The organism is Rhodococcus sp. FH8, from assembly GCF_019266085.1.
GTDB lineage: Bacteria > Actinomycetota > Actinomycetes > Mycobacteriales > Mycobacteriaceae > Rhodococcus_F > Rhodococcus_F qingshengii.
Window position 1 is genome coordinate 40,259 of record NZ_LPNQ01000075.1, and the last position, 21,488, is coordinate 61,746.

Below are 21,488 nucleotides of genomic sequence, written 5' to 3' on the forward strand. Positions count from 1 at the left end.
GAACGCACGCGAGGCGACCTACTTGAGACCCGCGGCGTCCATTCCTCGAAGCTCCTTCTTCAAATCCGAGATTTCGTCTCGCAATCGCCCAGCCAACTCGAACTGAAGGTCGCGGGCAGCGTTCATCATCTGATCGGTGAGTTCCTTGACCAGATCTGCCAATTCGGCGCGAGGCATCGATTTGGTGTCGCGCCCCTCGTACACACCCGCACTGACCGCACGACCGGCCTCACCCTGCGCACGCCGACCACGCGTCGCATTGCGACCCGAACCACCGACGTCCACGGACGCCGCAGTGTCCTCTGCCTCCTCGTACACCTGATCGAGAATGTCCGCGATCTTCTTGCGTAGAGGTTGTGGGTCGACGCCCATCTTCTCGTTGTAGGCGACCTGCTTCTCGCGTCGTCGCTCGGTTTCCTCGATGGCCTGCGCCATGGAAGCGGTGATCTTGTCCGCATACATGTGCACTTGACCGGATACATTTCGAGCCGCTCGGCCGATCGTCTGAATGAGGCTGGTGGAGCTACGTAGGAAACCTTCTTTGTCGGCATCGAGAATCGCGACCAGCGACACCTCGGGAAGGTCGAGTCCCTCACGCAGGAGGTTGATGCCGACCAGCACGTCGTACTCCCCCAGGCGGAGCTGACGGAGCAACTCGACTCGCCGGAGCGTATCGATATCCGAGTGCAGGTAGCGGACGCGAATACCGAGTTCGAGCAGGTAATCGGTCAGATCTTCCGACATCTTCTTGGTCAACGTGGTGACCAGCACACGCTCGTCACGTTCCGCTCGCTCGCGGATTTCGTGAACGAGATCGTCGATCTGTCCCTTGGTGGGTTTGACGATGACCTCGGGATCGATCAATCCGGTCGGGCGGATCACCTGCTCGACGAACTCACCGCCGGACTGACCCAACTCGTACTTACCTGGTGTCGCCGACAAGTAGACGGTCTGACCGATCCGCTGACTGAATTCTTCCCAAGTCAGAGGGCGGTTATCTGTTGCCGACGGTAGCCGGAATCCGAACTCGACCAGGTTTCGCTTGCGCGACATATCGCCCTCGTACATGGCGCCGATCTGAGGAACCGTCACGTGCGACTCGTCGATGACCAGAAGGAAATCTTCCGGGAAGTAGTCGATCAAGGTTGCGGGGGCAGTTCCAGGGCCACGGCCGTCGATGTGGCGCGAGTAGTTCTCGATGCCGGAGCAGAATCCGACCTGTTTGATCATCTCGAGGTCGTACTGCGTACGCATGCGCAGACGCTGAGCCTCGAGGAGCTTGCCCTTGCCTTCGAGCTCGGCGAGTCGCTCTTCGAGTTCCGCCTCGATGTCCTTGGCGGCACGCTCCATGCGTTCAGGGCCGGCGACGTAGTGCGTCGCCGGGAAGATACGAACCGTGTCGACCTGGCGAACGATGTCACCGGTCAGTGGATGGAGGTAGTACAGTGCCTCGATCTCGTCACCGAAGAATTCGATGCGGACCGCCAGCTCTTCGTACGACGGAATGATCTCGACCGTGTCGCCGCGCACGCGGAACGAACCTCGCGTGAACGCCATGTCGTTGCGGTTGTACTGAACGTCGACGAGCAGACGCAGGAACGCATCCCGCGGTACCTCCACACCGACGTCCAGCTGAATCGAGCGATCGAGGTACGACTGCGGTGTACCGAGGCCGTAGATGCACGACACCGAGGCCACCACGACCACGTCCCGTCGTGACAGAAGGCTGGACGTCGCCGAGTGGCGCAGCCGCTCGACATCGTCGTTGACGGACGAATCCTTCTCGATGTAGGTGTCCGTCTGGGCGATGTACGCCTCGGGTTGGTAGTAGTCGTAGTACGAGACGAAGTACTCGACCGCGTTGTTGGGTAGCATTTCCCGAAGCTCGTTCGCGAGCTGAGCCGCCAAAGTCTTGTTCGGAGCCATCACCAGAGCTGGGCGCTGCAGCTTCTCGATCAACCACGCAGTCGTGGCCGACTTACCGGTACCGGTCGCACCGAGGAGGACTACGTCCTTCTCCCCCTCGTTGATCCGTTTCTCCAGCTCGGCGATAGCTGCCGGCTGATCGCCTGCCGGTTCGTACGGGCTGACGACCTCGAAGCGCGCGTCTGAGCGCTCGATGTCACCAACCGGCCGAAACTCGGAATGCGCGACCACGGGATGTTCGGAAGCAAACGCCATGAAACCAGGGTAAGCGCACCTACCGACACAATGCCCGCTCGTCCGCGTTCAGCCGAAAATGCAGTTCGGCGGTAGGTTCTTCGACCATGAGCGAGGAACGTCCCCACATTCACCGGCCGAAGGTCGAAACCTTCGACATCGCAGCTCGCACCAACGTCGATCCCAAGGGCTTCGTTCGCCCGGTCGAGCACTACCGCGAAGAACCGTGGGGGTTGTACATGGCGCGTCACGCCGACCATCCCCGGTTTCACTACCTGGAGTCCTGGATCATTCCCGAACTCGGAATTCGGGCGTCGATCCTGCACTTCACCCCGGAACACATCCGAGACTGGGATTTCTATGTCGACATCGGCGACTTCATCCGCGGCCACCAGGTCTGGACGTCCGAGGACCACTACCTCGACCTGATTGTGCAGACCGGACGCAGCGTCGAATTGCTCGACGTCGACGAATTGCTCGAGGCGAACACCGCCGGGATTCTCGACCCGAAGACGTCAGAGCGTGCGATGCTGAACGCGGCCCGCGCTATCGACGGCATCGCCGCCCACGGTCACGATCTCGACGCCTGGCTCACCTCGGTGGGCATGCCGGTCACGTGGCGCTAGTGGTTAGAGGGACCAGCCTGATTTCTCGGCCCACTCCCATGCCCGGTGGAAAGCGGCGTCGAACCACGGCGTCTTGACTCCCAGGTAGGCGTCGATCGCAGCGGCGTAGTCGTCGATGCCTGCGGCACTCTCGGCTGCCTTGACCTTGAGTTCGGCATATTCGGCACGCGCCGACGCATCGGCGCGAAGCCAGTCGCGGAACAGGATCGCGAACTGCTGACCTGGCCAACCGTCCACCCGAATGTGAATGTTCGCGCGGCGCCCTGGATCGGCACTCCCGTGGATCCGCTTCGCCCACACTGCCGGATCGGTCTCGCCACCGAGGTACGACGGTTTCGGGTCGTCGGCGACGATGTGCTCGATCCGGGGGAACCCGGCAGCGGCCAGATCTTCCGCGAGGTCGTCGGCAACGCCGAGGTGCTCGACAGTGATCTGAATGTCGATCACGTCCTTGGCATCGAGACCAGGCACTGCGGTCGATCCGATGTGATCGATACGGCGCGCGCGGTCACCGGACGCCAACGACAACCGGCCGATGATTCGTTCGGCCTGCGCCGGCCACGACGGGTCGGCTGGAGTCAGCTCGGGCAGTGCGCGCACTACCGTGCCCTCGCGGAGGTTCTTCTCGAAGGGAACAAGTCGATTCGCCCACAAGTCGCGGACCACGTCGTCGAGTGAACCCGGCTCTCCGCTGTTGTCGAGCCACACGTCGGCAACAGCACGACGCTGATCGTCATTTGCCTGCGCTGCGATGCGCGCACGAGCGTCGGATTCAGGCATGCCGCGCGAGCCCACCAAGCGTCGAACTCGTTCCTCCTCGTCGACGTAGACGATGACGACCAGATTGAATGCCGGCGCCATCGCACCCTCGACCAACAGCGGAATATCTTGAACGAGCACTGCATCCGACGGCGCAGACGAAATCTGCTCCATCGTCCGCGCACCGATCAGTGGGTGGAGGATGCCGTTGAGAGTTCCGCGTGACGTGTCGTCGGCAAACGCCAACGACGCCAGCGCGGGTCGGTTGAGGCTGCCGTCCTCGGACAGAATCCCGTCGCCGAATGCATCGACCAGAGCGGCAAGTCCCGGGGTACCGGGCTCGACCACTTCTCGGGCGATCAGGTCGGCGTCGACGATGACGGCTCCCAGTTCGCTGAGGATTTTCGACACTGTCGACTTACCGGCTCCGATGCCTCCAGTGAGGCCAACTCTCAACACACTCGACAGTCTCTCATCTCCGCGCCCGAGAGATTCAGACACACCTACTGATCGAACACGCCGGGGCGTTCGAGGCTCAAATACCACAATTTCGGTGACCGTGCGGTTATGTTCTAGCGAACGCACCTGTACCTGCACCTTCTCGAGAAAGTGGACGCCATGCGAGCAGATCGCGACCATCACGGTCAGCACCGCCTCGGAATGCCGAACGGCGTGCACTGCATAGAGTTTCCCGAAGTTGCTTTTGCCCTGGCAGAGCACCGTCGTACGTGGTTCACGATGCTCGTGAGCCAAGGCCGACACAGCTTCGCGTCGATGCGTAAGCGCACAGCCGAAGCGACCGCCACCTACTGGGTGCCTGCTCCCGCAAACTGAGTTCTCTTCACGAAGTACAAAATGACCGGCAACCCTTCGGTGCCGGTCATTTTTGTGTTCACTCACTGAATTGATTCTTCGCTCGCAAGTGACACCTGGCAGAGAAAAGAACCCCGCCCCTGCACGTGCAGGGGCGGGGTTCTTCACAGATCTCGCCTGATCAGATCAAGCGGTAATCCTTATGCGTTGCCCGACAGCTTCTCGCGAAGTGCGGCGAGCTGTGCATCGCTGGCAAGCGATCCGCCAGCGGACTCGGCCGGAGCGGAGCCGGCAGCAGCCGGAGCCTCGGCGTCGTCTGCAGCAGCCGTCTCCGAGGAGTAGCCGGCAGCAGCGGTGGCAGCCTCAGCGGCCTCGTCTGCAGCGGTCTTCTCCATCTGAGCGGTGTGCATCTTGTGGCGACGCTCAGCCTCGGCGTAGCGGTTCTCCCACTCTTCACGCTGCTTGTCGAAGCCCTCGAGCCATTCGTTGGTCTCGGGATCGAAGCCCTCGGGGAAGATGTAGTTGCCCTGCTCGTCGTACGAGTCGGCCATGCCGTACTTGGACGGATCGAACTCGGCGTTGTAATCCTCGTTGGCCTGCTTCAGCGACAGCGAGATACGACGACGCTCGAGGTCGATGTCGATGACCTTGACGAGTGCATCGTCGCCGACGCCGACAACCTGGTCCGGAACCTCGACGTGGCGCTCAGCGAGCTCCGAGATGTGAACGAGGCCTTCGATTCCCTCTTCGACGCGCACGAATGCACCGAACGGAACCAGCTTCGTGACCTTGCCGGGCACGATCTGGCCGATGGCGTGCGTGCGGGCGAACTGACGCCACGGATCTTCCTGCGTTGCCTTGAGCGACAGGGAGACGCGCTCGCGGTCCAGGTCGACGTCGAGAACCTCGACCGTGACCTCGGTGCCGACCTCGACAACCTCGGACGGGTGATCGATGTGCTTCCAAGACAGCTCGGAAACGTGAACCAGACCGTCTACGCCGCCCAGGTCCACGAATGCACCGAAGTTGACGATGGAGGACACGACGCCCTTGCGGACCTGGCCCTTCTGGAGCTGGTGCAGGAATTCGCTGCGAACCTCGGACTGAGTCTGCTCGAGCCATGCGCGGCGCGACAGGACCACGTTGTTGCGGTTCTTGTCGAGCTCGATGATCTTGGCCTCGATCTCCTTGCCGACGTACGGCTGGAGGTCGCGGACGCGACGCATTTCGACGAGCGAAGCGGGGAGGAAGCCACGAAGACCGATGTCAAGGATGAGGCCGCCCTTGACGACCTCGATGACGGTGCCCTTGACGGCCTCGTCCTTCTCCTTGAGCTCCTCGATGGTGCCCCAGGCACGCTCGTACTGAGCGCGCTTCTTCGACAGGATCAGTCGACCTTCTTTGTCCTCCTTGGTGAGGACGAGAGCCTCGACCGCATCTCCCACGGAGACGACCTCATTGGGGTCGACGTCGTGCTTGATGGAGAGCTCACGAGAAGGGATGACGCCTTCGGTCTTGTAACCGATGTCGAGCAGAACCTCGTCGCGGTCGACCTTGACGATGGTTCCTTCGACGATGTCGCCATCGTTGAAGTACTTGATCGTGGCATCGATGGCGGCGAGGAAGTCCTCGGCGGAGCCAATGTCGTTAATGGCAACCTGCGGCGAGGTGACGGTTGTGGAGGGCATATGTTGAATTGCTCCGGACGAGTTGTGGTCGGTTGATGGATTTTGTCGGACGAGATGCGCGACTGTGGCGTACAAATGTTGGAAGTACTTTGTGAAGTACTAGATCGAAGTACCCAGCTGCATCAATAACGAACAACCGAATACCGGATCACATTCCACACCGCGGAAGCGCACCGCGAGCTCCCTCGGTCCGACTGATTCCGAGACCTTGGTAAAGATCTCGTATAGACAATCGGTCGGATGACAGACACTCGCGTGAGTAAGACTACGCGTCGGCTATCTTGCCGGGCAAACCCGGGTACCCTGCGCCCGCATCACCCGTTCTACTGTGTTGTTCATGTCTGACGAGCGCCATGCCGCTGCCAATTCCATTCTCGGTACCAGCGGCGTCGGCCGAGTCCGTGTCGATTCAAGTGCCAGCGACCGCGCCAGCCGTGCGTGGTGGGACGCCGACGCCGACGATTACCACCGAACCCACGGCGAGTTTCTGGGCGTGAACAGCGCGGAAGGTGAATTCGTCTGGTGCCCCGAAGGGCTGCACGAGGGCGATCACCACTTGCTCGGCGACATAGTCGACAAAGACATATTGGAAGTGGGTTGCGGCTCCGCGCCGTGCGCCCGATGGCTCGCCGGACACGGTGCTCGGGCCGTCGGTCTCGACATCTCGATGGGGATGCTCGCCCGCGGGCAGGACGCGATGAATGCCGGCGGGCCGGCAGTCCCGTTGATTCAGGCAAGTGCGGAACTCCTGCCGTTTGCCGACGAGAGTTTCGACATCGTTTGTTCTGCGTTCGGCGCCGTCCCGTTCGTTGCCGATTCGCAGCGAGTGATGAACGAAGTCGCCCGGGTTCTGCGTCCCGGCGGATCGTGGGTCTTTGCCGTCAACCATCCGATTCGATGGATCTTCCCCGACGATCCCGGGCCGAAGGGCTTGACCGCGACCCTCCCCTACTTCGACCGCACCCCGTACGTCGAGGTCGATGACAACGGAGTCCCCACCTACGTCGAGCATCACCGCACCATCGGCGACCGGGTTCGTGAGATCGTCGCGGCCGGACTTCAGGTGCGCGACATCATCGAGCCCGAATGGCCGGAGTGGTTGGACCGCGAATGGGGACAGTGGAGTCCCCTGCGCGGCCAACTCTTTCCGGGCACTGCAATTTTCAGCGCCGTCAAACCCTGACGGCTACAGCAGCTTCGACAGGAAAGCCTTGGTCCGGTCGTGCTGAGGATTGGCCAGGAGTTCCCGCGGCTCGCCTGCCTCGACCACAACTCCCCCGTCCATGAAGACCAACTGGTCGGCGACCTCGCGGGCGAAACCCATCTCGTGGGTGACGACCACCATCGTCATGCCTTCTTTGGCCAACTGCTTCATCACGGTGAGAACTTCACCGACCAGTTCGGGGTCGAGCGCGGACGTCGGCTCGTCGAACAGCATGAGCTTCGGGTCCATCGCGAGAGCGCGGGCGATGGCAACTCTTTGCTGCTGACCACCCGACAACTGGGCCGGGTAGGCGTTGGCTTTGGCGCTCAACCCGACCTGATCGAGGAGGTCCTTCGCTCGTTCGACAGCCTTCTTCTTACTGACGCGCTTCACCTGCGTCGGCGCTTCGATGATGTTCTCGAGAGCGGTGCGGTGCGGGAACAGATTGAAGTGCTGAAACACCATCCCGATGTCGCGGCGTTGTTTGGCCGCTGCTCGCGGGTGAAGTTCGTACAGTTTTCCGTTCTTCTCCGAGTAGCCCACCAGGTCGCCGTCGACGTACAGTCGGCCGGCGTTGACCTGCTCGAGGTGATTGATGCAGCGCAAGAACGTCGACTTGCCTGATCCGGACGGACCGACGAGACACAGGACCTGACCGGGGTCGATTTCGAGCGAAATCCCTTTCAGCACCTCCAATGCGCCGAAGTTCTTACAAACTCGGTCTGCTTTCACCATGGGTGTCATTTGCGTTCTCCTCCGGGGGTATCCGGAAGCGTTTCCACTACCGTAGCTTTTCCTTGCGCGTCGGCCAGTGCCTGAAGTTGGCGTGTGGTCAGTGCTCGGGTTGCGCCCTTCGAATAGTGACGCTCGACGTAGTACTGCCCGATCATGAGCAGACTCGTGATTGCGAGGTACCACGTCGCCGCCACCATCAACAGGGGAATCGGCTCGAAGTTGGCGCCCGAGATATCGCGCGCTCGACCGTACAACTCGAAGCTGTAAGGGACCGCCGTCACGAGCGAGGTGGTCTTGAGCATGCTGATGACCTCGTTACCGGTCGGCGGAATGATGACGCGCATCGCCTGCGGTAGAACGGTTCGTCGCATCGTCTGACTCCACGTCATACCCAATGCAACAGATGCTTCGGTCTGGCCCTCGTTGACCGAACTCACGCCGGCGCGGACGATCTCGGCCATGTAGGCGGCCTCGTTCAATGCCAAACCGATCACGGCAAACAGAAACGCTGCCTGCAAGTCCTGGAGATTGATGTGCGCAAACTGATGTACGAAGGGAATACCGAGATCGATGCTCTTGTAAATCGACGGGAACAGGCCCCAGAAGACCAACTGCACGTAGACAGGTGTTCCTCGAAAGATCCACAGATAGCCCCAAGCCGCGGCGCGAAGCACCGGGTTGGGAGAGAGTCGCATGACTGCCAGAATCACACCGAGGACGATCGCGATCACCATTGCCAGCACCGTCAGCTGGATCGTTGTCCACGCACCAGCGGAGATGCGTTTGTCGAACAGATACTGACCGTAAGTCCCCCATGCAAAGGCTTCGTTGGTCGCCGCGCCGTAAACGAACAGTCCGAAGAGGACCACGACGACGACCGCGGCAATCCAACGACCAGGTCTGCGTAGTGGAATCGCCTTGATCGGCACCGGATCGCCGGTCTCAGTTGTTGTCATGTTCATCAGCTTTCCGCACCGTTGATCTTGGATACTTCGATGACGCCGGCCTCGACACTCCAGGTCTGCGCGATCTGTTGATAGACACCGTTGTCGATCAGGTACTGCATTGCCTGCTGCAGGGCGGGACCGAGGGCGGAGCCCTTGACGATCGGCCAGCCGTAAGGCGCCGAATCGAAGGGTTCTCCCGCAGCTTCCATCCGGCCCTTGCTCCGTTTGATCGCATAGCCGGTCACTGGTGAATCAGCGGACAGCGCGTCGACTCGACCGAGAATGAGCGCGTTGGCCGCGTCGTCCTGGCTGTCGTACTTGATCTTGTCGATCGGGGGTTTGCCCTCGGCCACGCAGGCCTCGCTCTTGGCCGGCACCTCGTCGATGTCCTCGGTGGTCGTGGTCTGCACCGCCACCCGAAGCCCGCACGCATTGTTCGGATCGACTGGCTTGTCCGGCCGCTGGGCCCACTGGATACCCGCGCTGTAGTACGTGACAAAGTCGACCGTCTTCTCGCGCTCCTTGGAGTCGGTGAACGAAGACATGCCGAGGTCGTAGCTTCCCGACTGAATAGCGGGGATGATCTTGTCGAAGTCGGCTTGGTTGAAGACAGCTTCGACCCCGAGCACGGCGGCAACGGCATTCATCAGGTCGACGTCGAAACCGACGATGTTGCCGTCCGCGTCCTTGAATTCGTTTGGCGCGTAAGGAATGTTGACCCCGACCTGCAGTTTGCCCGAATCCGTGACCTTGGACGGCAGAAGTGCGGCGATCTCGGGCACCTTCTGGACATCAAGTGGCGGCCCTTCCGGAACGAGACCCTCGTTGTTGGTGACACATCCGCCGCACAATGCGACGATCAAGCCCACCAACAGGACTCGCACCACGTTGGCGCGGATACGCCCGCCACTGCTCGAGCCATAACTCACGCCACGTGGCCTTGGTGCCCGTGCGTTTTCATCGACCACGACTCTGCTCTCCACTCGTCGATCGCCGCACTTGCAACGTCCATCCGAAATCCAGTCGAACGGTAGGTTACGGCAGGAGTTCCACCGTCGCCGACTTCGCAAGATTCCGGCCTGTCGTACAAGAATCAGCGACGCAGAGTGTGTGCGTACACGACTTCGGAAAATTCGCTGGTCGATGCCAAACCGCCGAGGTCGGCGGTCGCGATGCCCGACGCGATGGTCGTGCGAACGGCATCTGAAATCCGGCGTGCTGCCGCAGACAACAACCGATCGCCACGCGCATCACCGAGCCAGTCGAGCATCATTGCACTCGAGAGGAACAGTGCCGTCGGGTTCGCCCGATTCTTCCCGGCGATGTCGGGTGCGGCACCGTGCGCAGCCTGAGCCATGACCTGTGTCTCGGAAGCGTTGATCGACGGCGCGGTTCCGAGTGAACCGGACAGCTCGCCCGCCAGATCCGACAAGATGTCGCCGAACATGTTTTCGGTCACCACGACATCGAAGTCGCCGCCGCGTCGAACGAGGTGCGCCGCCATCGCGTCGACGTGCTCGTCGTCGACGACTACGTGGGGGTACTCCGCGGCGACGGTTCGGCAGGCGTCGCGGAAGAGGCCGGTGGTCAGTGTCAGGACGTTGGCCTTGTGGACGATCGTGACGTGATTGCGCCGACGCGACGCCAACGCGAAGGCAGTGCGTGCGATCCGTTCGCATGCAGCGCGGGTGAACACACCGACGGCCAGCGCGATGTCGGGCGTCGGCATGAATTCACCGCTGCCGACCGCCATGTTCCGATCCGCGTACAACCCCTCGGTGTTCTCACGGACAATCACCAGATCCATGTCGGGGACCATCGCCTTGACACCGGGGAACGCTGCTGCCGGTCGGATGTTCGCGAACAGCTCGAACTTTTTCCGGATGACGCCGCCGGGTGTGAGTTGTCCGCGAAACCTCTCCGGATAGGACGCACTGTCGTGGGGTCCGAGAATCCAACCCTGCAGCTGCCCCAACGAATCGATGGTCTCGTCGGGAATCGGTGTGCCGTGGCTGTCGATGGCCGTGCTCCCGAGCGGAAGCTCGACCCACTCGACGGGCGGAGCGTGAACCGATGACAGCGCCGCATCCACGATCTGCCGTGTCGCCGGGACGATTTCGTGGCCAATTCCGTCGCCGTGCATGAGTCCCAGCCGCATGGCCGGAGTACCGATTGCGCTCGCACCTGTCATCAGGCAATCATTGCTCACCATGGTCCAGTCGGTGGAATTGCTCCTCGATCCGGTGAGTGAGTCGGCAGTGCGAGCGCAATGGCAGCTACTCGCCGACGCCGGACTACCGAGTCAGGCCTCTCATCACAGCCCGTCCAACCGTCCGCACATCACGCTGTTCGTCGCCCGTGAGATCCCCGCGGAGGTCGACGAACTGTTGGTGCGGCGCTTCTCGGCCCCGGACTTCGAGGTCCGGCTGGGTGGCTACGTCGTGTTCGGCGGCAAGCAGATGGTCTTGGCGCGCTCGGTTGTTCCTTCGCGCGCACTCCTTCACCTGCACCGAGAAATAGCCGAGTCAACGGTTGGCTCGACGGCACTTCCCGCCCACGTCGAGCCCGGCGCGTGGACGCCTCATGTGACGCTCGCCCGACGCGTCGAACCTGCACGTCTGGGTGAAGCCATCGCCCTGCTCGGTACCGACGTGATTCACGGGCGCAGCGGCGGGATCAGGCGCTGGGACGGCGAACAGAAGACGGAATGGTTACTGACACCGCCGCTGTGACAGAGCGGGTTGCACGTCGGGTCACCAGGATTCCCGCGACCACCGCGAGTGCACCAACCGGCTGATTCCAGCCAACGCTTTCGTCCAAGACTATTGCGCCGAGAGCGACGCCCACCACTGGACTGAGATAAGTGACGGTGGACGCCGCAGTCGGCCCCCACCCCTGAACGACATTGGTGTTCCAGATGAATGCGAGCCCGGTCCCCAGTGCGCCTAGAGCAATCATCGACAGGACAACTGCCGGCGTGAGGTGCATCGGCGTGTTTGCGACGACCGGAGAGGCCAGAACCATCACGAAAGCACCGATACTGATCTGGACAAGCGCGACCGTACGAGTGTCGACGCCGAGAGGAAGCACGAAACGCCTGAGGTAGACAAACGAAATCCCGTACGACGCAGTCGCTCCCAGGCAAGCGACCTGAGCACTCACACTTCCGCCAACGCCGAGATTCCACGGCGCCAATACGATCAGCACCCCACCGAATCCGAGAAGCAACCCCAGCGACTTGTATCGCGTCAGCGTCTCCCCCGGCAGAAAGGCAAGGGAGACAGCCATAGTCATCAGTGGCGTGGTGGCGTTGTAGATGCTCGCGAGTCCCGAGGACATGTTTTGCTCGGCCCAACTGAACAGCAGCCACGGAACGATGCATTGCGTCGCTGCGAGAAAAGCCAGGTGCTTCCAGACACGAAATTCCCTCGGTAGGCCGATCCGGCTGACCGCTGACACGAGAACCAGCGCGAGCGCACCGAAGACCAAGCGCCACAGAACTACCTGCGTGAAGGACAGACCTTCGAGCCCGATCTTCATGAAGAGGAAACTGGCTCCCCACACCACCGCAGCTGCGGTGTATTGAAAGGCCAGACTTGCCCTCAAAGGGTGAAGTCTCCGTGCGGACTGACGTCGTGACGAGTGTCGGGCGTTCGGCCGGCAAGAGCTAGTACGTTCAGGACCAGTAGGACCAAGACGCTGACGACGATGATTGCCATGTGTCCAGCCTGACGGAATGTCCCACGTGGCAGTAGTGGCAGAAAAGCCAGACTTGGACGATTTTCTGCCACTTTCCTGTTTTTCTGTCACACTCGAAAGATGCTCGCGAAAGTGGTGGTCCCACTGATGCCGATGACCGAGGCGTTCGAACTCGGCGTGGCATGTGAAGTCTTCGGCTTCGACCGATCCGACGACGGCCTCCCCACGTACGACTTCTCTCTGATCGCCGCAGTTCCGGGTCCGATCCGAACGCGGTTCGGTTACAACATCGATGTTCCGTACAACCTCGATTCTCTCGACGACGCCGATCTCATCGTCGTGTCCGCCGGCGGAACCTACGACGCCGGCGACGCGTACATGTGCTCACCGAGTCCCGACTCGAGTGTCGATCCCCTGTTGGTCAAACTCAACGAGGCCGTAGCCCGGGGCGCCAAGGTGGCGAGTCTGTGCACCGGAGCGTTTGTCCTCGGGGCGGCTGGACTACTGGACGGAAGGCGATGCACGACGCATTGGCGGCACGCAGAGAGGCTTGCCCAGACGTATCCGGAAGCCAAGGTCGATCCGGACGTGTTGTACGTGGACGAAGATCCGGTGTTCACCAGCGCAGGCACCGCGGCAGGAATCGACCTGTGCCTGCACATCGTCCGAAAAGAACAGGGTTCTCGCGTTGCCAATGGCATCGCGAGAAGGATGGTGGTGCCGCCCCATCGTGACGGTGGGCAAGCCCAGTACGTTGCCACTCCCCTCGCCTCGACGCCGAGTGCAACCCTTGCCCCGCTCCTCGACTGGATGACGGAGAACCTCGCCCTCGACCTCACTGTGGGCATGGTCGCAGCCCGCGCGAACATGTCCGCGCGCACGTTCGCGCGCCGTTTCCAAGCGGAAACGGGAACAACCCCCGCCCGCTGGCTCAGCGATCAGCGAGTACTGGCCGCCCAACACCTCCTCGAGAATTCCGACCTCTCCGTCGACGTCATCGCAGAACGCGTCGGATTCGGCGGCGGTGCCGTGCTTCGCCAGCACTTCATTCGTCTGCGTTGCACCACGCCGCAGGCCTACCGCCGGACGTTTCGGGCGACCGAGAACGCAAGCTGAAATCGGCTCAGGGAAGAATCAGCGGTTCCGGGGCGTTGCACACACCAACAGCCCGCACAATGGAAAGGACCCCTGTGGCCACCCAGACACTCACCCAGCAGAACTTCGACGAAACGATCAACGGCAGCGACGTCGTCCTCGTGGACTTCTGGGCCTCCTGGTGCGGCCCGTGCCGCCAGTTCGCACCGACGTTCGAAGCCTCTTCGGAGAAGCATGCCGACGTCGTTCACGCCAAGGTCGACACCGAGGCCGAGCAGGGAATCGCAGCGGCCGCCAACATCCGCTCCATCCCCACGATCATGGCCTTCCGCGAAGGCGTACTCGTGTTCAACCAGGCCGGCGCGCTTCCCGCCGCTCAGCTCGAGGAGCTCGTCACTCAGGTCAAGGCACTCGACATGGACGAGGTCCGCAAGCAGATCGCAGAGCAGACCGCATCTGCTGAATAGCGTGAAAAGGCTGGGCCGGAATCGAAGTCGATTCCGGCCCAGCCTTTTTCGTTGCTGCCTAGTGAGCCGCGCTGTCCCAGCTTCGACCGGTTCCCACCGAAACATCCAGAGGTACCGACAGCTCGATGGCTGTGGCCATCTTGTCCTTGACCAGCGCGGTGACCTCCTCCAACTCGGAGGCAACCACTTCGAGCACCAATTCGTCGTGCACCTGCAACAGCATGCGCGACTTCAATCCGGCGTCAGCGAGAGCCTTCTGCACATTGATCATCGCCACCTTGATGATGTCGGCCGCAGTGCCCTGGATCGGCGCATTGAGGGCAGCACGTTCGGCAACCTCACGACGCTGACGGTTGTCGCTGTTGAGGTCCGGCAGGTAGCGACGACGACCGTAGAGCGTCGAGGTGTAGCCGTCCTTACGTGCCTGCTCGACCACCGCGTGGAGGTAATCCCGCACGCCGCCGAAACGAGCGAAGTACGCATCCATCTGCTGCTTCGCTTCTTCGGTCGAAATCTTCAGCTGCGACGCCAATCCGTAAGCGCTCAGTCCGTAAGCCAGACCGTAGGACATCGCCTTGACCCGGCGACGCAGTTCAGGAGTGACCTCTTCGATCGGAACTCCGAATGCGCGTGAGCCGACAAAGCTGTGCAGATCCTCACCGGTGTTGAATGCCTCGATCAGTCCCTCGTCACCTGACACGTGCGCCATGATGCGCATTTCGATCTGGCTGTAATCGGCAGTGAGCAGAACGTCGAACCCCTGCCCGACCACGAATCCGTCGCGGATCTCGCGCCCCGCGTCGTTTCGCACCGGGATGTTCTGCAGGTTGGGATCGGTCGACGACAGACGTCCGGTCGCGGCAACCGTCTGGTTGAAGGTCGTGTGGATGCGACCGTCTTCGGCCACGGCCTTGAGAAGACCGTCCACGGTCACCTTCATACGCGTCGCGTCACGGTGCGCGAGAAGGTGTTCGAGGAACGGGTGTCCCGTCTTGTCGAACAGACCCTGCAACGCCTCGGCGTCGGTGGTGTAGCCCGTCTTCGTCTTCTTCGTCTTGGGCATGTCGAGTTCTTCGAACAAGACCACCTGCAGCTGCTTCGGCGAACCCAGGTTGATCTGCTTGTCGATCACCTCGTAGGCGGAGTTTGCGGCGTCGGCGACCTGGGAGGCGAAACGGCTCTGAAGATCGTGCAGATGCGCGCTGTCGACGGCGATGCCGGTGGCCTCGATCTGAGCGAGCTCGATCGTCAACGGCAGTTCCATGTCGGAGAGGAGCGACTTGGACTCGATCGACTCCAACTCGGTGTCCAGTGCAGCCGCCAAGTCGAGAACGGCCTGAGCGCTGAGCATCGCGGTCTCGGCCGCTTCGGCATCGAGCTGCTCGGTGTCGTCGAGCAGTGAAAGCTGTTCCTGGCCGGATGTTTCGGCGCGCAGTTCACGCTTGAGGTAGCGGAGCGAGAGGTCGTCGAGATTGAAGCTTCGCTGGCCCGGCCGGACGAGGTACGCGGCCAGAGCAGTGTCGCTGGTCAGTCCACCGAGCGTCCAACCACGCCCACGCAGAGCATGGATCGCCCACTTGGCTTCGTGCAGCGCCTTCGGCTGCGATGCGTCGGCGAGCCAATCACCGAGAGCTGCTTCGTCTTCCGGTGTTGCCGTCGACGCCGCGATGTATGCACATTCACCGTCGGAGGCCGCGATCGCGAGTGCAGTGACGTCGCCGGCAAACGGAGTTCTGGTTCCGAGCACTGTCACGCCGTGACGCTCACCGGTTCGTGCGTGGGCGTCGAGCCACGCGGTAACCGCACCCGGGGCGAGTGCGTCGCCGCTGACCTCGAACCCTTCCTCTGCTTCGGGCTCGGACGACGACAGGGTCGCGAACAGTCGATCGCGGAGAACCTTGAACTCGAGATCGTCGAACAACGCATGAATCTTCTCGCGGTCCCACGGGGCCAAGACCAACTGCTCGGGCGTGTACGGCAACGGAACGTCGCGAACCATCTCGGTGAGCTGACGATTGAGCAGGACGTTTGCAATGTTCTCGCGCAGCGAGTCGCCTACCTTGCCGCGGACCTTGTCCACGTTGTCGACCAGTCCCTGCAGGTCGCCGTACTCACGGATCCACTTGGTAGCGGTCTTCTCGCCGACGCCGGGGATACCGGGGAGGTTGTCACTCGGGTCGCCGCGCAGGGCAGCAAAATCCGGATACTGCGACGGAGTGAGGCTGTACTTCTCCTCGACGGCCGTCGGCGTGAATCGGGTGAGCTCCGAGACACCCTTCTTCGGGTAGAGCACAGTGACGTTGTCGGTCACCAGCTGCAGCGAGTCGCGGTCGCCGGTCACGACGAGAACCCGGTATCCGAGTGCCTCCGCCTGCGTGGTCAACGTGGCGATCACGTCGTCGGCCTCGAAACCTTCCTCGGCCATGACCGGGATGCCCAGCGCGCCGAGAACGTCCTTGGTGATGTCGATCTGGCCCTTGAATTCGTCCGGAGCCTTCGCGCGCTGCGCCTTGTATTCGGGGAACAGGTCGGCGCGAAACGTCTGACGCGACACGTCGAAAGCCGCGGCCAAGTGGGTGGGCTGCTCGTCACGAAGAAGGTTGATCAACATCGACGTGAAGCCGTACACCGCGTTGGTGGCCTGCCCACTGTGTGTCTTGAAGTTCTCTGCAGGCAGCGCATAGAAGGCGCGAAATGCCAACGAATGCCCGTCGAGAAGCATCAGAAGAGGGCGATCGTCCGCCTTGCCGGTGGTGCCGGCTGAAGCGGTGGACGTGCTGGACCGAGTTGTGGTTGCGGGGCTCACGGTTCATCAGTCTAGGGATCGCGACCGACATCGACGCCTTCGCCGTTGTTTACGCAGGAACAGACACAAGAATCGGACAATTGATGCAGCCTTCGGCCTTCGATACGGAACCGAAACATCCCGGAAATCTCAGAACCCCATCTGAAGCGAACGGAGCCGTTAGAGTCCGGAAATCGCAGCAACGAAACAATCCCTGTGCTGCGCGGCACCTTTGTCCAGACGCGCTATTCCCGACCCGCTCGGAGGACGTACGTGGCCCCACCCGTAGTGAAACGGCAGACCCTCGCGACACTCAGCCGACTACTGGCCTTTGCATTACTGACGTTCTTCGCATTACTCAGCCTGGCCGGAATTGCTTCGGCTCAGGAACCGACCACTTCCCCTACACCGCCGACCCCGACAGCATCCGCAACACCGACAGCACCGGTTCCCGACAACGCTGTCCCCGTCAGCGGCAATCTCAACAACGGCGGCACACGCCTCGAGGGCGTCACCGTCCGTGCACTCGATTCTTCCGGCACGGAAGTCGCCACCGGAGAATCGGCATCGAACGGCCGTTGGGAACTGGCCGTGGCACCGGGCACCTACACCTTCGAGATCGTTGCCGACACACTTCCCGACGGGGTCAGTGTGCAAGCCGCTGTCGAACGCGAGGTGGTGGCCGGCCGCGCGAACACCGTGATCTTCTCGTTCGGCGAGGTACGTACCGCCTCGAATGTCAGCTTCGGCGAGAAGCTGATCCGCACGACGGTCGACGGTCTGCGGTTCGGCCTCGTGATCGCGATCGCCGGTGTGGGTTTGAGCCTGATCTACGGCACCACTGGCCTGACCAACTTCGCTCACGGCGAGATGGTGACGTTGGGAGCCGTTGCTGCCTGGGTGATCAACACGTCCTTCGGCGTTCCGCTGATTCCCGCCACGATCCTCGCGATCTTCGTCGGCATCGGCATCGGCCTGCTGACCAACGGAATCGTCTGGAAACCACTGCGTAAGCGCAAGACCGGGTTGATCGCGCAATTGGTGGTCTCGATCGGTCTCGCGATTTCATTGCGCTACTTGATCCTGATCTTCTTCTCCGACCGCGCCGAACCGTTCGACGACTACCAGGGCCAGGTCGAGAAGAACTGGGGCCCGATCGCACTGACCGACGCCAACGCGATAGTCATGATCGTCAGTCTGGTCGTCCTGGTCGGCGTCGCACTGCTTCTGCAGAAGACTCGCATCGGAAAGGCCATGCGTGCCGTCTCCGACAATCGTGACCTCGCCGCTTCGTCCGGTATCAACGTCGAGCGCGTGATCATGTTCGTCTGGGGTCTCGGCGGCGGATTGGCCGCCCTCGGCGGTGTGCTGTTCGGTATCTCCGAGCTCGGCGGACGCGTCCAGTGGGAAATGGGCTTCAAACTGTTGCTGCTCATGTTCGCCGGAATCACCCTCGGTGGTCTGGGAACCGCGTACGGGGCGCTACTCGGCTGCGTCATCGTGGGACTTCTGGTCCAACTCTCGACGCTCATCATCAACCCCGATCTCAAATACATCGGCGGACTTCTCGTCTTGATCGTGATCCTCGTGGTTCGCCCCCAGGGCATCCTCGGATCCAAACAAAGGATCGGGTGACGAACATGGACATCATGGGAGCTTTCCAGGTTTCCTTCGCCCAGCTGATCGGGCCGTCGGCAATCTTCTACGCACTGTTGGCAATCGGGTTGAACCTGCACTTCGGCTACGCCGGACTGCTCAATTTCGGTCAGATCGGTTTTGCCCTTCTCGGCGGCTACGGCGTCGGCATCATGACCGTGACCTACGACCAGCCGCTCTGGCTCGGCATCCTCGTCGGACTCACCGCAGCCGGCCTTCTCGCGCTCGTGCTCGGTATTCCGACGCTGCGTCTGCGCGCCGACTATCTCGCCATCGTCACCATCGCGGCCTCGGAGATCTTGCGTCTGATCTTCCGCTCGACCGCGTCGGATTCGGTGACCGGTTCCACCAACGGCCTCTTCGGTTTCGCAGATCCGTTCACCGCACTGAGCCCGTTCGACTCGGCCAAGCAATACTCGTTTATCGGCGTGAAGTTCTACGGAGACGATCTCTGGTCGATGGTCGTCGGGTGGACCCTGGTCTTGATCTTGTGCGGATTTGTCTACCTGTTGACGCACAGCCCGTGGGGGCGCGTCCTCAAGGCGGTACGCGAAGACGAGGACGCAGCGCGATCGTTGGGCAAGAACGTGTTCGTGTACAAGATGCAGGCGCTGGTTCTCGGCGGCGTGATCGGTGGTCTGGCCGGGGTGTTCAACGCTTTGCAGACCAAGTCCATCAACCCGGACTTCTACTCGACCGCGCAGACGTTCTTCGCGTTCGGCGCACTGATTCTGGGCGGGGCGGCAACGGTATTCGGCCCGGTGGTCGGCGCAATGTTGTTCTGGTTCCTCCTCGCCATCCCTGATGCCTTGCTGCGTCAGGCGATCTCCGGCGAGAATCCGCTGCTCTCGCTGTCCGAACAACAGGTCGGAGCCACCAGGTATGTCCTGCTCGGATTGATGATTGCTCTCCTGATGGTCTTCAGACCGCAGGGAATACTGGGTAACAAGCGGGAGGTGCAACTCAATGCTTGACGCCGATACCAGAGCACAGATCTTTGCCGACGTTCCTCACCTTCCCGGATCGGCGAAACCCGACCCGGTGTTGGTCGCTGACAACGTCTCGCGGACGTTCGGCGGTCTCAAGGCCGTCGACGTCGATCACCTCGAGATTCAACGAGGGTGCATCACGGGTCTGATCGGTCCAAACGGTGCCGGAAAAACGACGCTCTTCAACCTCCTTACCGGATTCGACCGGCCGGACACCGGTACGTGGTCGATGGACGGTCAATCGCTGGGCCGCATGTATCCCCACCAGGTAGCCAGGAAAGGAGTGGTACGGACGTTCCAGTTGACCAAGGCGCTCTCCAAACTCACCGTGCTGGACAACGTACGTCTCGGTGCCACCGGCCAACGTGGTGAACGCATTTTTGCATCTCTCGTCCCGTGGATCTGGAAAGGCCAGGAACGCGAGATCACCGAACGCGCCAACGAACTCCTCGCACGATTCAAACTCGACACCAAGGCCGACGACCTCGCCGGTTCACTCTCCGGTGGGCAGCGCAAACTGCTCGAAATGGCTCGCGCACTCATGACTTCGCCCTCGGTGGTGATGCTGGACGAACCGATGGCGGGGGTCAATCCTGCTCTGACGCAAAGCCTGCTCGGACACATCAAGTCATTGCGCGACGACGGAATGACAGTGGTGTTCGTCGAGCACGACATGGACGTGATCCGAGACATCAGCGATTGGGTGGTGGTCATGGCGCAGGGCAGCGTCATCGCCGAATCCACCCCGGACGAACTCTCGTCCAACGCAGCCGTCGTCGACGCATATCTGGGCAGCCACCATGACCAGGCTCTCGAGTTCGACGACAACGGAAATCCGGTGGGCGAGACGGCCGTTCTGGCCGCCGCCCTGGCTGAAGCCGAGGTCGAAACCCTCGAGTCGGGCGGGGACCTGTCGGAACCCGACGTCGACAACCTTCCGGCCGATCTCGCCGCGACGCTGGAATCGAGTCCCGAGGAACCGCGCGGAAGGCACGAGAAGCCATGAGCGAGAACCACGCACGTTCACTCACGCCTGCAGAGTTCGCCGCGACGGCCGAGGAGCATCAGCGACTGTCGGCAGGTGCCCTGCTCCGCGCCGACAGCCTCGTCGCGGGCTACATTCCCGGCGTCAACATCCTGCGTGAATGCAACTTCTTCCTGAAGGAAGGGGAAATCGTCGGGATCATCGGACCGAACGGCGCAGGCAAATCGACACTCCTGAAATCACTGTTCGGACTGATACCGGTACGCGAAGGGTCGGTCACCCTACGCGAGGACAACATCACGTCTGCGCCCGCTCACGTCCTCGTTCAGAAGGGAGTCGGGTACGTCCCTCAAACGCAGAACGTCTTTCAGACTCTGACCATCGAAGAAAACCTCGAAATGGGCATTTATCTGCGTCCCAAGGCATTCGCGGAACGATTCGCCTTCGTGAGTGAACTGTTCCCCCTTCTGAGTGAACGACGAAAGGTGAAGGCCGGCGCACTCTCCGGCGGCGAACGCCAGATGGTCGCGATGGGCCGGGCCCTGATGATGGATCCGTCGGTGCTGCTGCTCGACGAACCGTCCGCGGGCCTGTCCCCCATGTTCCAGGACGAGGTGTTCATCCGCTGCAAGAAGATCAATGCTGCGGGTGTCTCGGTCATCATGGTCGAGCAGAACGCGCGCCGCTGCCTTCAGATCTGCGACCGCGGTTACGTACTCGATCAGGGTAAGAACGCGTACACCGACACCGGCGCCAATCTGATGAACGACCCCAAGGTGATCGAGTTGTACTTGGGAACGCTCGCTGGAAGCAAAGAGAAGTAGGACAGACACGAGAATGGGCCAGGGTCGCGAGACCCTGGCCCATTCTCGTTGGCTGC

Annotated in this window: 19 protein-coding genes; 10 read left to right on the plus strand and 9 right to left on the minus strand. The window is 61.7% G+C overall.

Translation table 11 applies throughout. From position 1 onward, the window contains the following. Positions 1–18 precede the first annotated feature (18 nt). On the minus strand, positions 19–2,181 hold the full coding sequence (uvrB, locus tag ATN38_RS20560) for an excinuclease ABC subunit UvrB (RefSeq protein WP_007728743.1): 2,163 nt from the start codon (positions 2,179–2,181) through the stop codon (positions 19–21). 86 nt (positions 2,182–2,267) lie between these two features. Between uvrB and ATN38_RS20565 the strand changes: the two genes are divergently transcribed. Continuing rightward, on the plus strand, positions 2,268–2,786 hold the full coding sequence (locus ATN38_RS20565; protein WP_218748566.1) for a DUF402 domain-containing protein: 519 nt from the start codon (positions 2,268–2,270) through the stop codon (positions 2,784–2,786). 3 nt (positions 2,787–2,789) lie between these two features. Here ATN38_RS20565 and coaE read toward each other — a convergent pair whose 3' ends face one another. After that, the gene (coaE, locus tag ATN38_RS20570; RefSeq protein WP_218748567.1) at positions 2,790–4,004 is read right to left on the minus strand and encodes a dephospho-CoA kinase; all 1,215 of its coding nucleotides are present in this window, start codon (positions 4,002–4,004) and stop codon (positions 2,790–2,792) included. 159 nt (positions 4,005–4,163) lie between these two features. Between coaE and ATN38_RS20575 the strand changes: the two genes are divergently transcribed. Beyond that, complete coding sequence (locus ATN38_RS20575) at positions 4,164–4,379, plus strand: hypothetical protein (RefSeq protein ID WP_003944056.1); 216 nt, start codon at positions 4,164–4,166, stop codon at positions 4,377–4,379. 179 nt (positions 4,380–4,558) lie between these two features. On the opposite strand, the gene rpsA is transcribed toward ATN38_RS20575, so the two are convergent. After that, positions 4,559–6,046, minus strand: a complete 1,488-nt coding sequence (gene rpsA / locus ATN38_RS20580) for a 30S ribosomal protein S1 (RefSeq protein WP_003944095.1) — start codon at positions 6,044–6,046, stop codon at positions 4,559–4,561. A gap of 337 nt (positions 6,047–6,383) precedes the next feature. Between rpsA and ATN38_RS20585 the strand changes: the two genes are divergently transcribed. Continuing rightward, positions 6,384–7,229: a class I SAM-dependent methyltransferase gene (locus ATN38_RS20585; RefSeq protein ID WP_007728737.1), complete on the plus strand. Its 846-nt coding sequence runs from the start codon at positions 6,384–6,386 to the stop codon at positions 7,227–7,229. A 3-nt stretch (positions 7,230–7,232) separates the two neighbouring features. On the opposite strand, the gene ATN38_RS20590 is transcribed toward ATN38_RS20585, so the two are convergent. The 4 genes from ATN38_RS20590 to ATN38_RS20605 form a co-directional block, all read right to left on the minus strand. Continuing rightward, positions 7,233–7,994, minus strand: a complete 762-nt coding sequence (locus ATN38_RS20590) for an amino acid ABC transporter ATP-binding protein (RefSeq protein ID WP_019748634.1) — start codon at positions 7,992–7,994, stop codon at positions 7,233–7,235. After that, a complete protein-coding gene (locus ATN38_RS20595) occupies positions 7,991–8,947 on the minus strand; it encodes an amino acid ABC transporter permease (protein ID WP_019748635.1) in 957 nt (318 codons plus the stop codon). Before ATN38_RS20595 ends, ATN38_RS20590 begins: the two co-directional genes overlap by 4 nt. Further along, positions 8,947–9,819, minus strand: a complete 873-nt coding sequence (locus ATN38_RS20600) for an ABC transporter substrate-binding protein (RefSeq protein ID WP_024487476.1) — start codon at positions 9,817–9,819, stop codon at positions 8,947–8,949. The genes ATN38_RS20595 and ATN38_RS20600 overlap by 1 nt, the downstream gene beginning before the upstream one ends. 206 nt (positions 9,820–10,025) lie before the next feature. Then, positions 10,026–11,123, minus strand: coding sequence for an isocitrate/isopropylmalate dehydrogenase family protein (locus tag ATN38_RS20605; protein ID WP_083060036.1), 1,098 nt, complete (start codon positions 11,121–11,123; stop codon positions 10,026–10,028). Between ATN38_RS20605 and ATN38_RS20610 the strand changes: the two genes are divergently transcribed. Beyond that, a complete protein-coding gene (locus tag ATN38_RS20610) occupies positions 11,089–11,664 on the plus strand; it encodes a 2'-5' RNA ligase family protein (protein WP_242430893.1) in 576 nt (191 codons plus the stop codon). The genes ATN38_RS20605 and ATN38_RS20610 overlap by 35 nt on opposite strands. On the opposite strand, the gene ATN38_RS20615 is transcribed toward ATN38_RS20610, so the two are convergent. Beyond that, positions 11,609–12,538 carry a DMT family transporter gene (locus ATN38_RS20615; RefSeq protein WP_054831615.1) on the minus strand — a complete coding sequence of 310 codons (930 nt, stop codon included), beginning with the start codon at positions 12,536–12,538 and terminating at the stop codon, positions 11,609–11,611. The two genes, ATN38_RS20610 and ATN38_RS20615, sit on opposite strands and share 56 nt — an antisense overlap. Positions 12,539–12,751: 213 nt before the next feature. Between ATN38_RS20615 and ATN38_RS20620 the strand changes: the two genes are divergently transcribed. Continuing rightward, positions 12,752–13,747 carry a helix-turn-helix domain-containing protein gene (locus tag ATN38_RS20620; RefSeq protein ID WP_003944097.1) on the plus strand — a complete coding sequence of 332 codons (996 nt, stop codon included), beginning with the start codon at positions 12,752–12,754 and terminating at the stop codon, positions 13,745–13,747. A gap of 74 nt (positions 13,748–13,821) precedes the next feature. After that, positions 13,822–14,193, plus strand: coding sequence for a thioredoxin (trxA, locus tag ATN38_RS20625; RefSeq protein ID WP_003944106.1), 372 nt, complete (start codon positions 13,822–13,824; stop codon positions 14,191–14,193). A gap of 58 nt (positions 14,194–14,251) precedes the next feature. Here the strand turns inward: trxA and polA are convergent, their stop codons facing one another. Beyond that, entirely contained in the window at positions 14,252–16,999 is a 2,748-nt protein-coding gene (gene polA / locus ATN38_RS20630; protein ID WP_083059942.1) for a DNA polymerase I, read from the minus strand. Positions 17,000–17,302: 303 nt separating this feature from the next. Here polA and ATN38_RS20635 point away from each other — a divergent pair, with 303 nt between their 5' ends. From ATN38_RS20635 to ATN38_RS20650, 4 genes are read left to right on the plus strand one after another with little or no spacing between them, the layout of a single operon-like run. After that, a complete protein-coding gene (locus tag ATN38_RS20635; protein ID WP_256932044.1) occupies positions 17,303–18,613 on the plus strand; it encodes a branched-chain amino acid ABC transporter permease in 1,311 nt (436 codons plus the stop codon). A gap of 5 nt (positions 18,614–18,618) precedes the next feature. Beyond that, positions 18,619–19,608 carry a branched-chain amino acid ABC transporter permease gene (locus ATN38_RS20640; RefSeq protein WP_065352944.1) on the plus strand — a complete coding sequence of 330 codons (990 nt, stop codon included), beginning with the start codon at positions 18,619–18,621 and terminating at the stop codon, positions 19,606–19,608. Beyond that, positions 19,601–20,629 carry an ABC transporter ATP-binding protein gene (locus tag ATN38_RS20645; RefSeq protein ID WP_054187416.1) on the plus strand — a complete coding sequence of 343 codons (1,029 nt, stop codon included), beginning with the start codon at positions 19,601–19,603 and terminating at the stop codon, positions 20,627–20,629. Before ATN38_RS20640 ends, ATN38_RS20645 begins: the two co-directional genes overlap by 8 nt. Beyond that, entirely contained in the window at positions 20,626–21,432 is an 807-nt protein-coding gene (locus ATN38_RS20650) for an ABC transporter ATP-binding protein (protein WP_007728720.1), read from the plus strand. The genes ATN38_RS20645 and ATN38_RS20650 overlap by 4 nt, the downstream gene beginning before the upstream one ends. Positions 21,433–21,488: the final 56 nt, after the last annotated feature.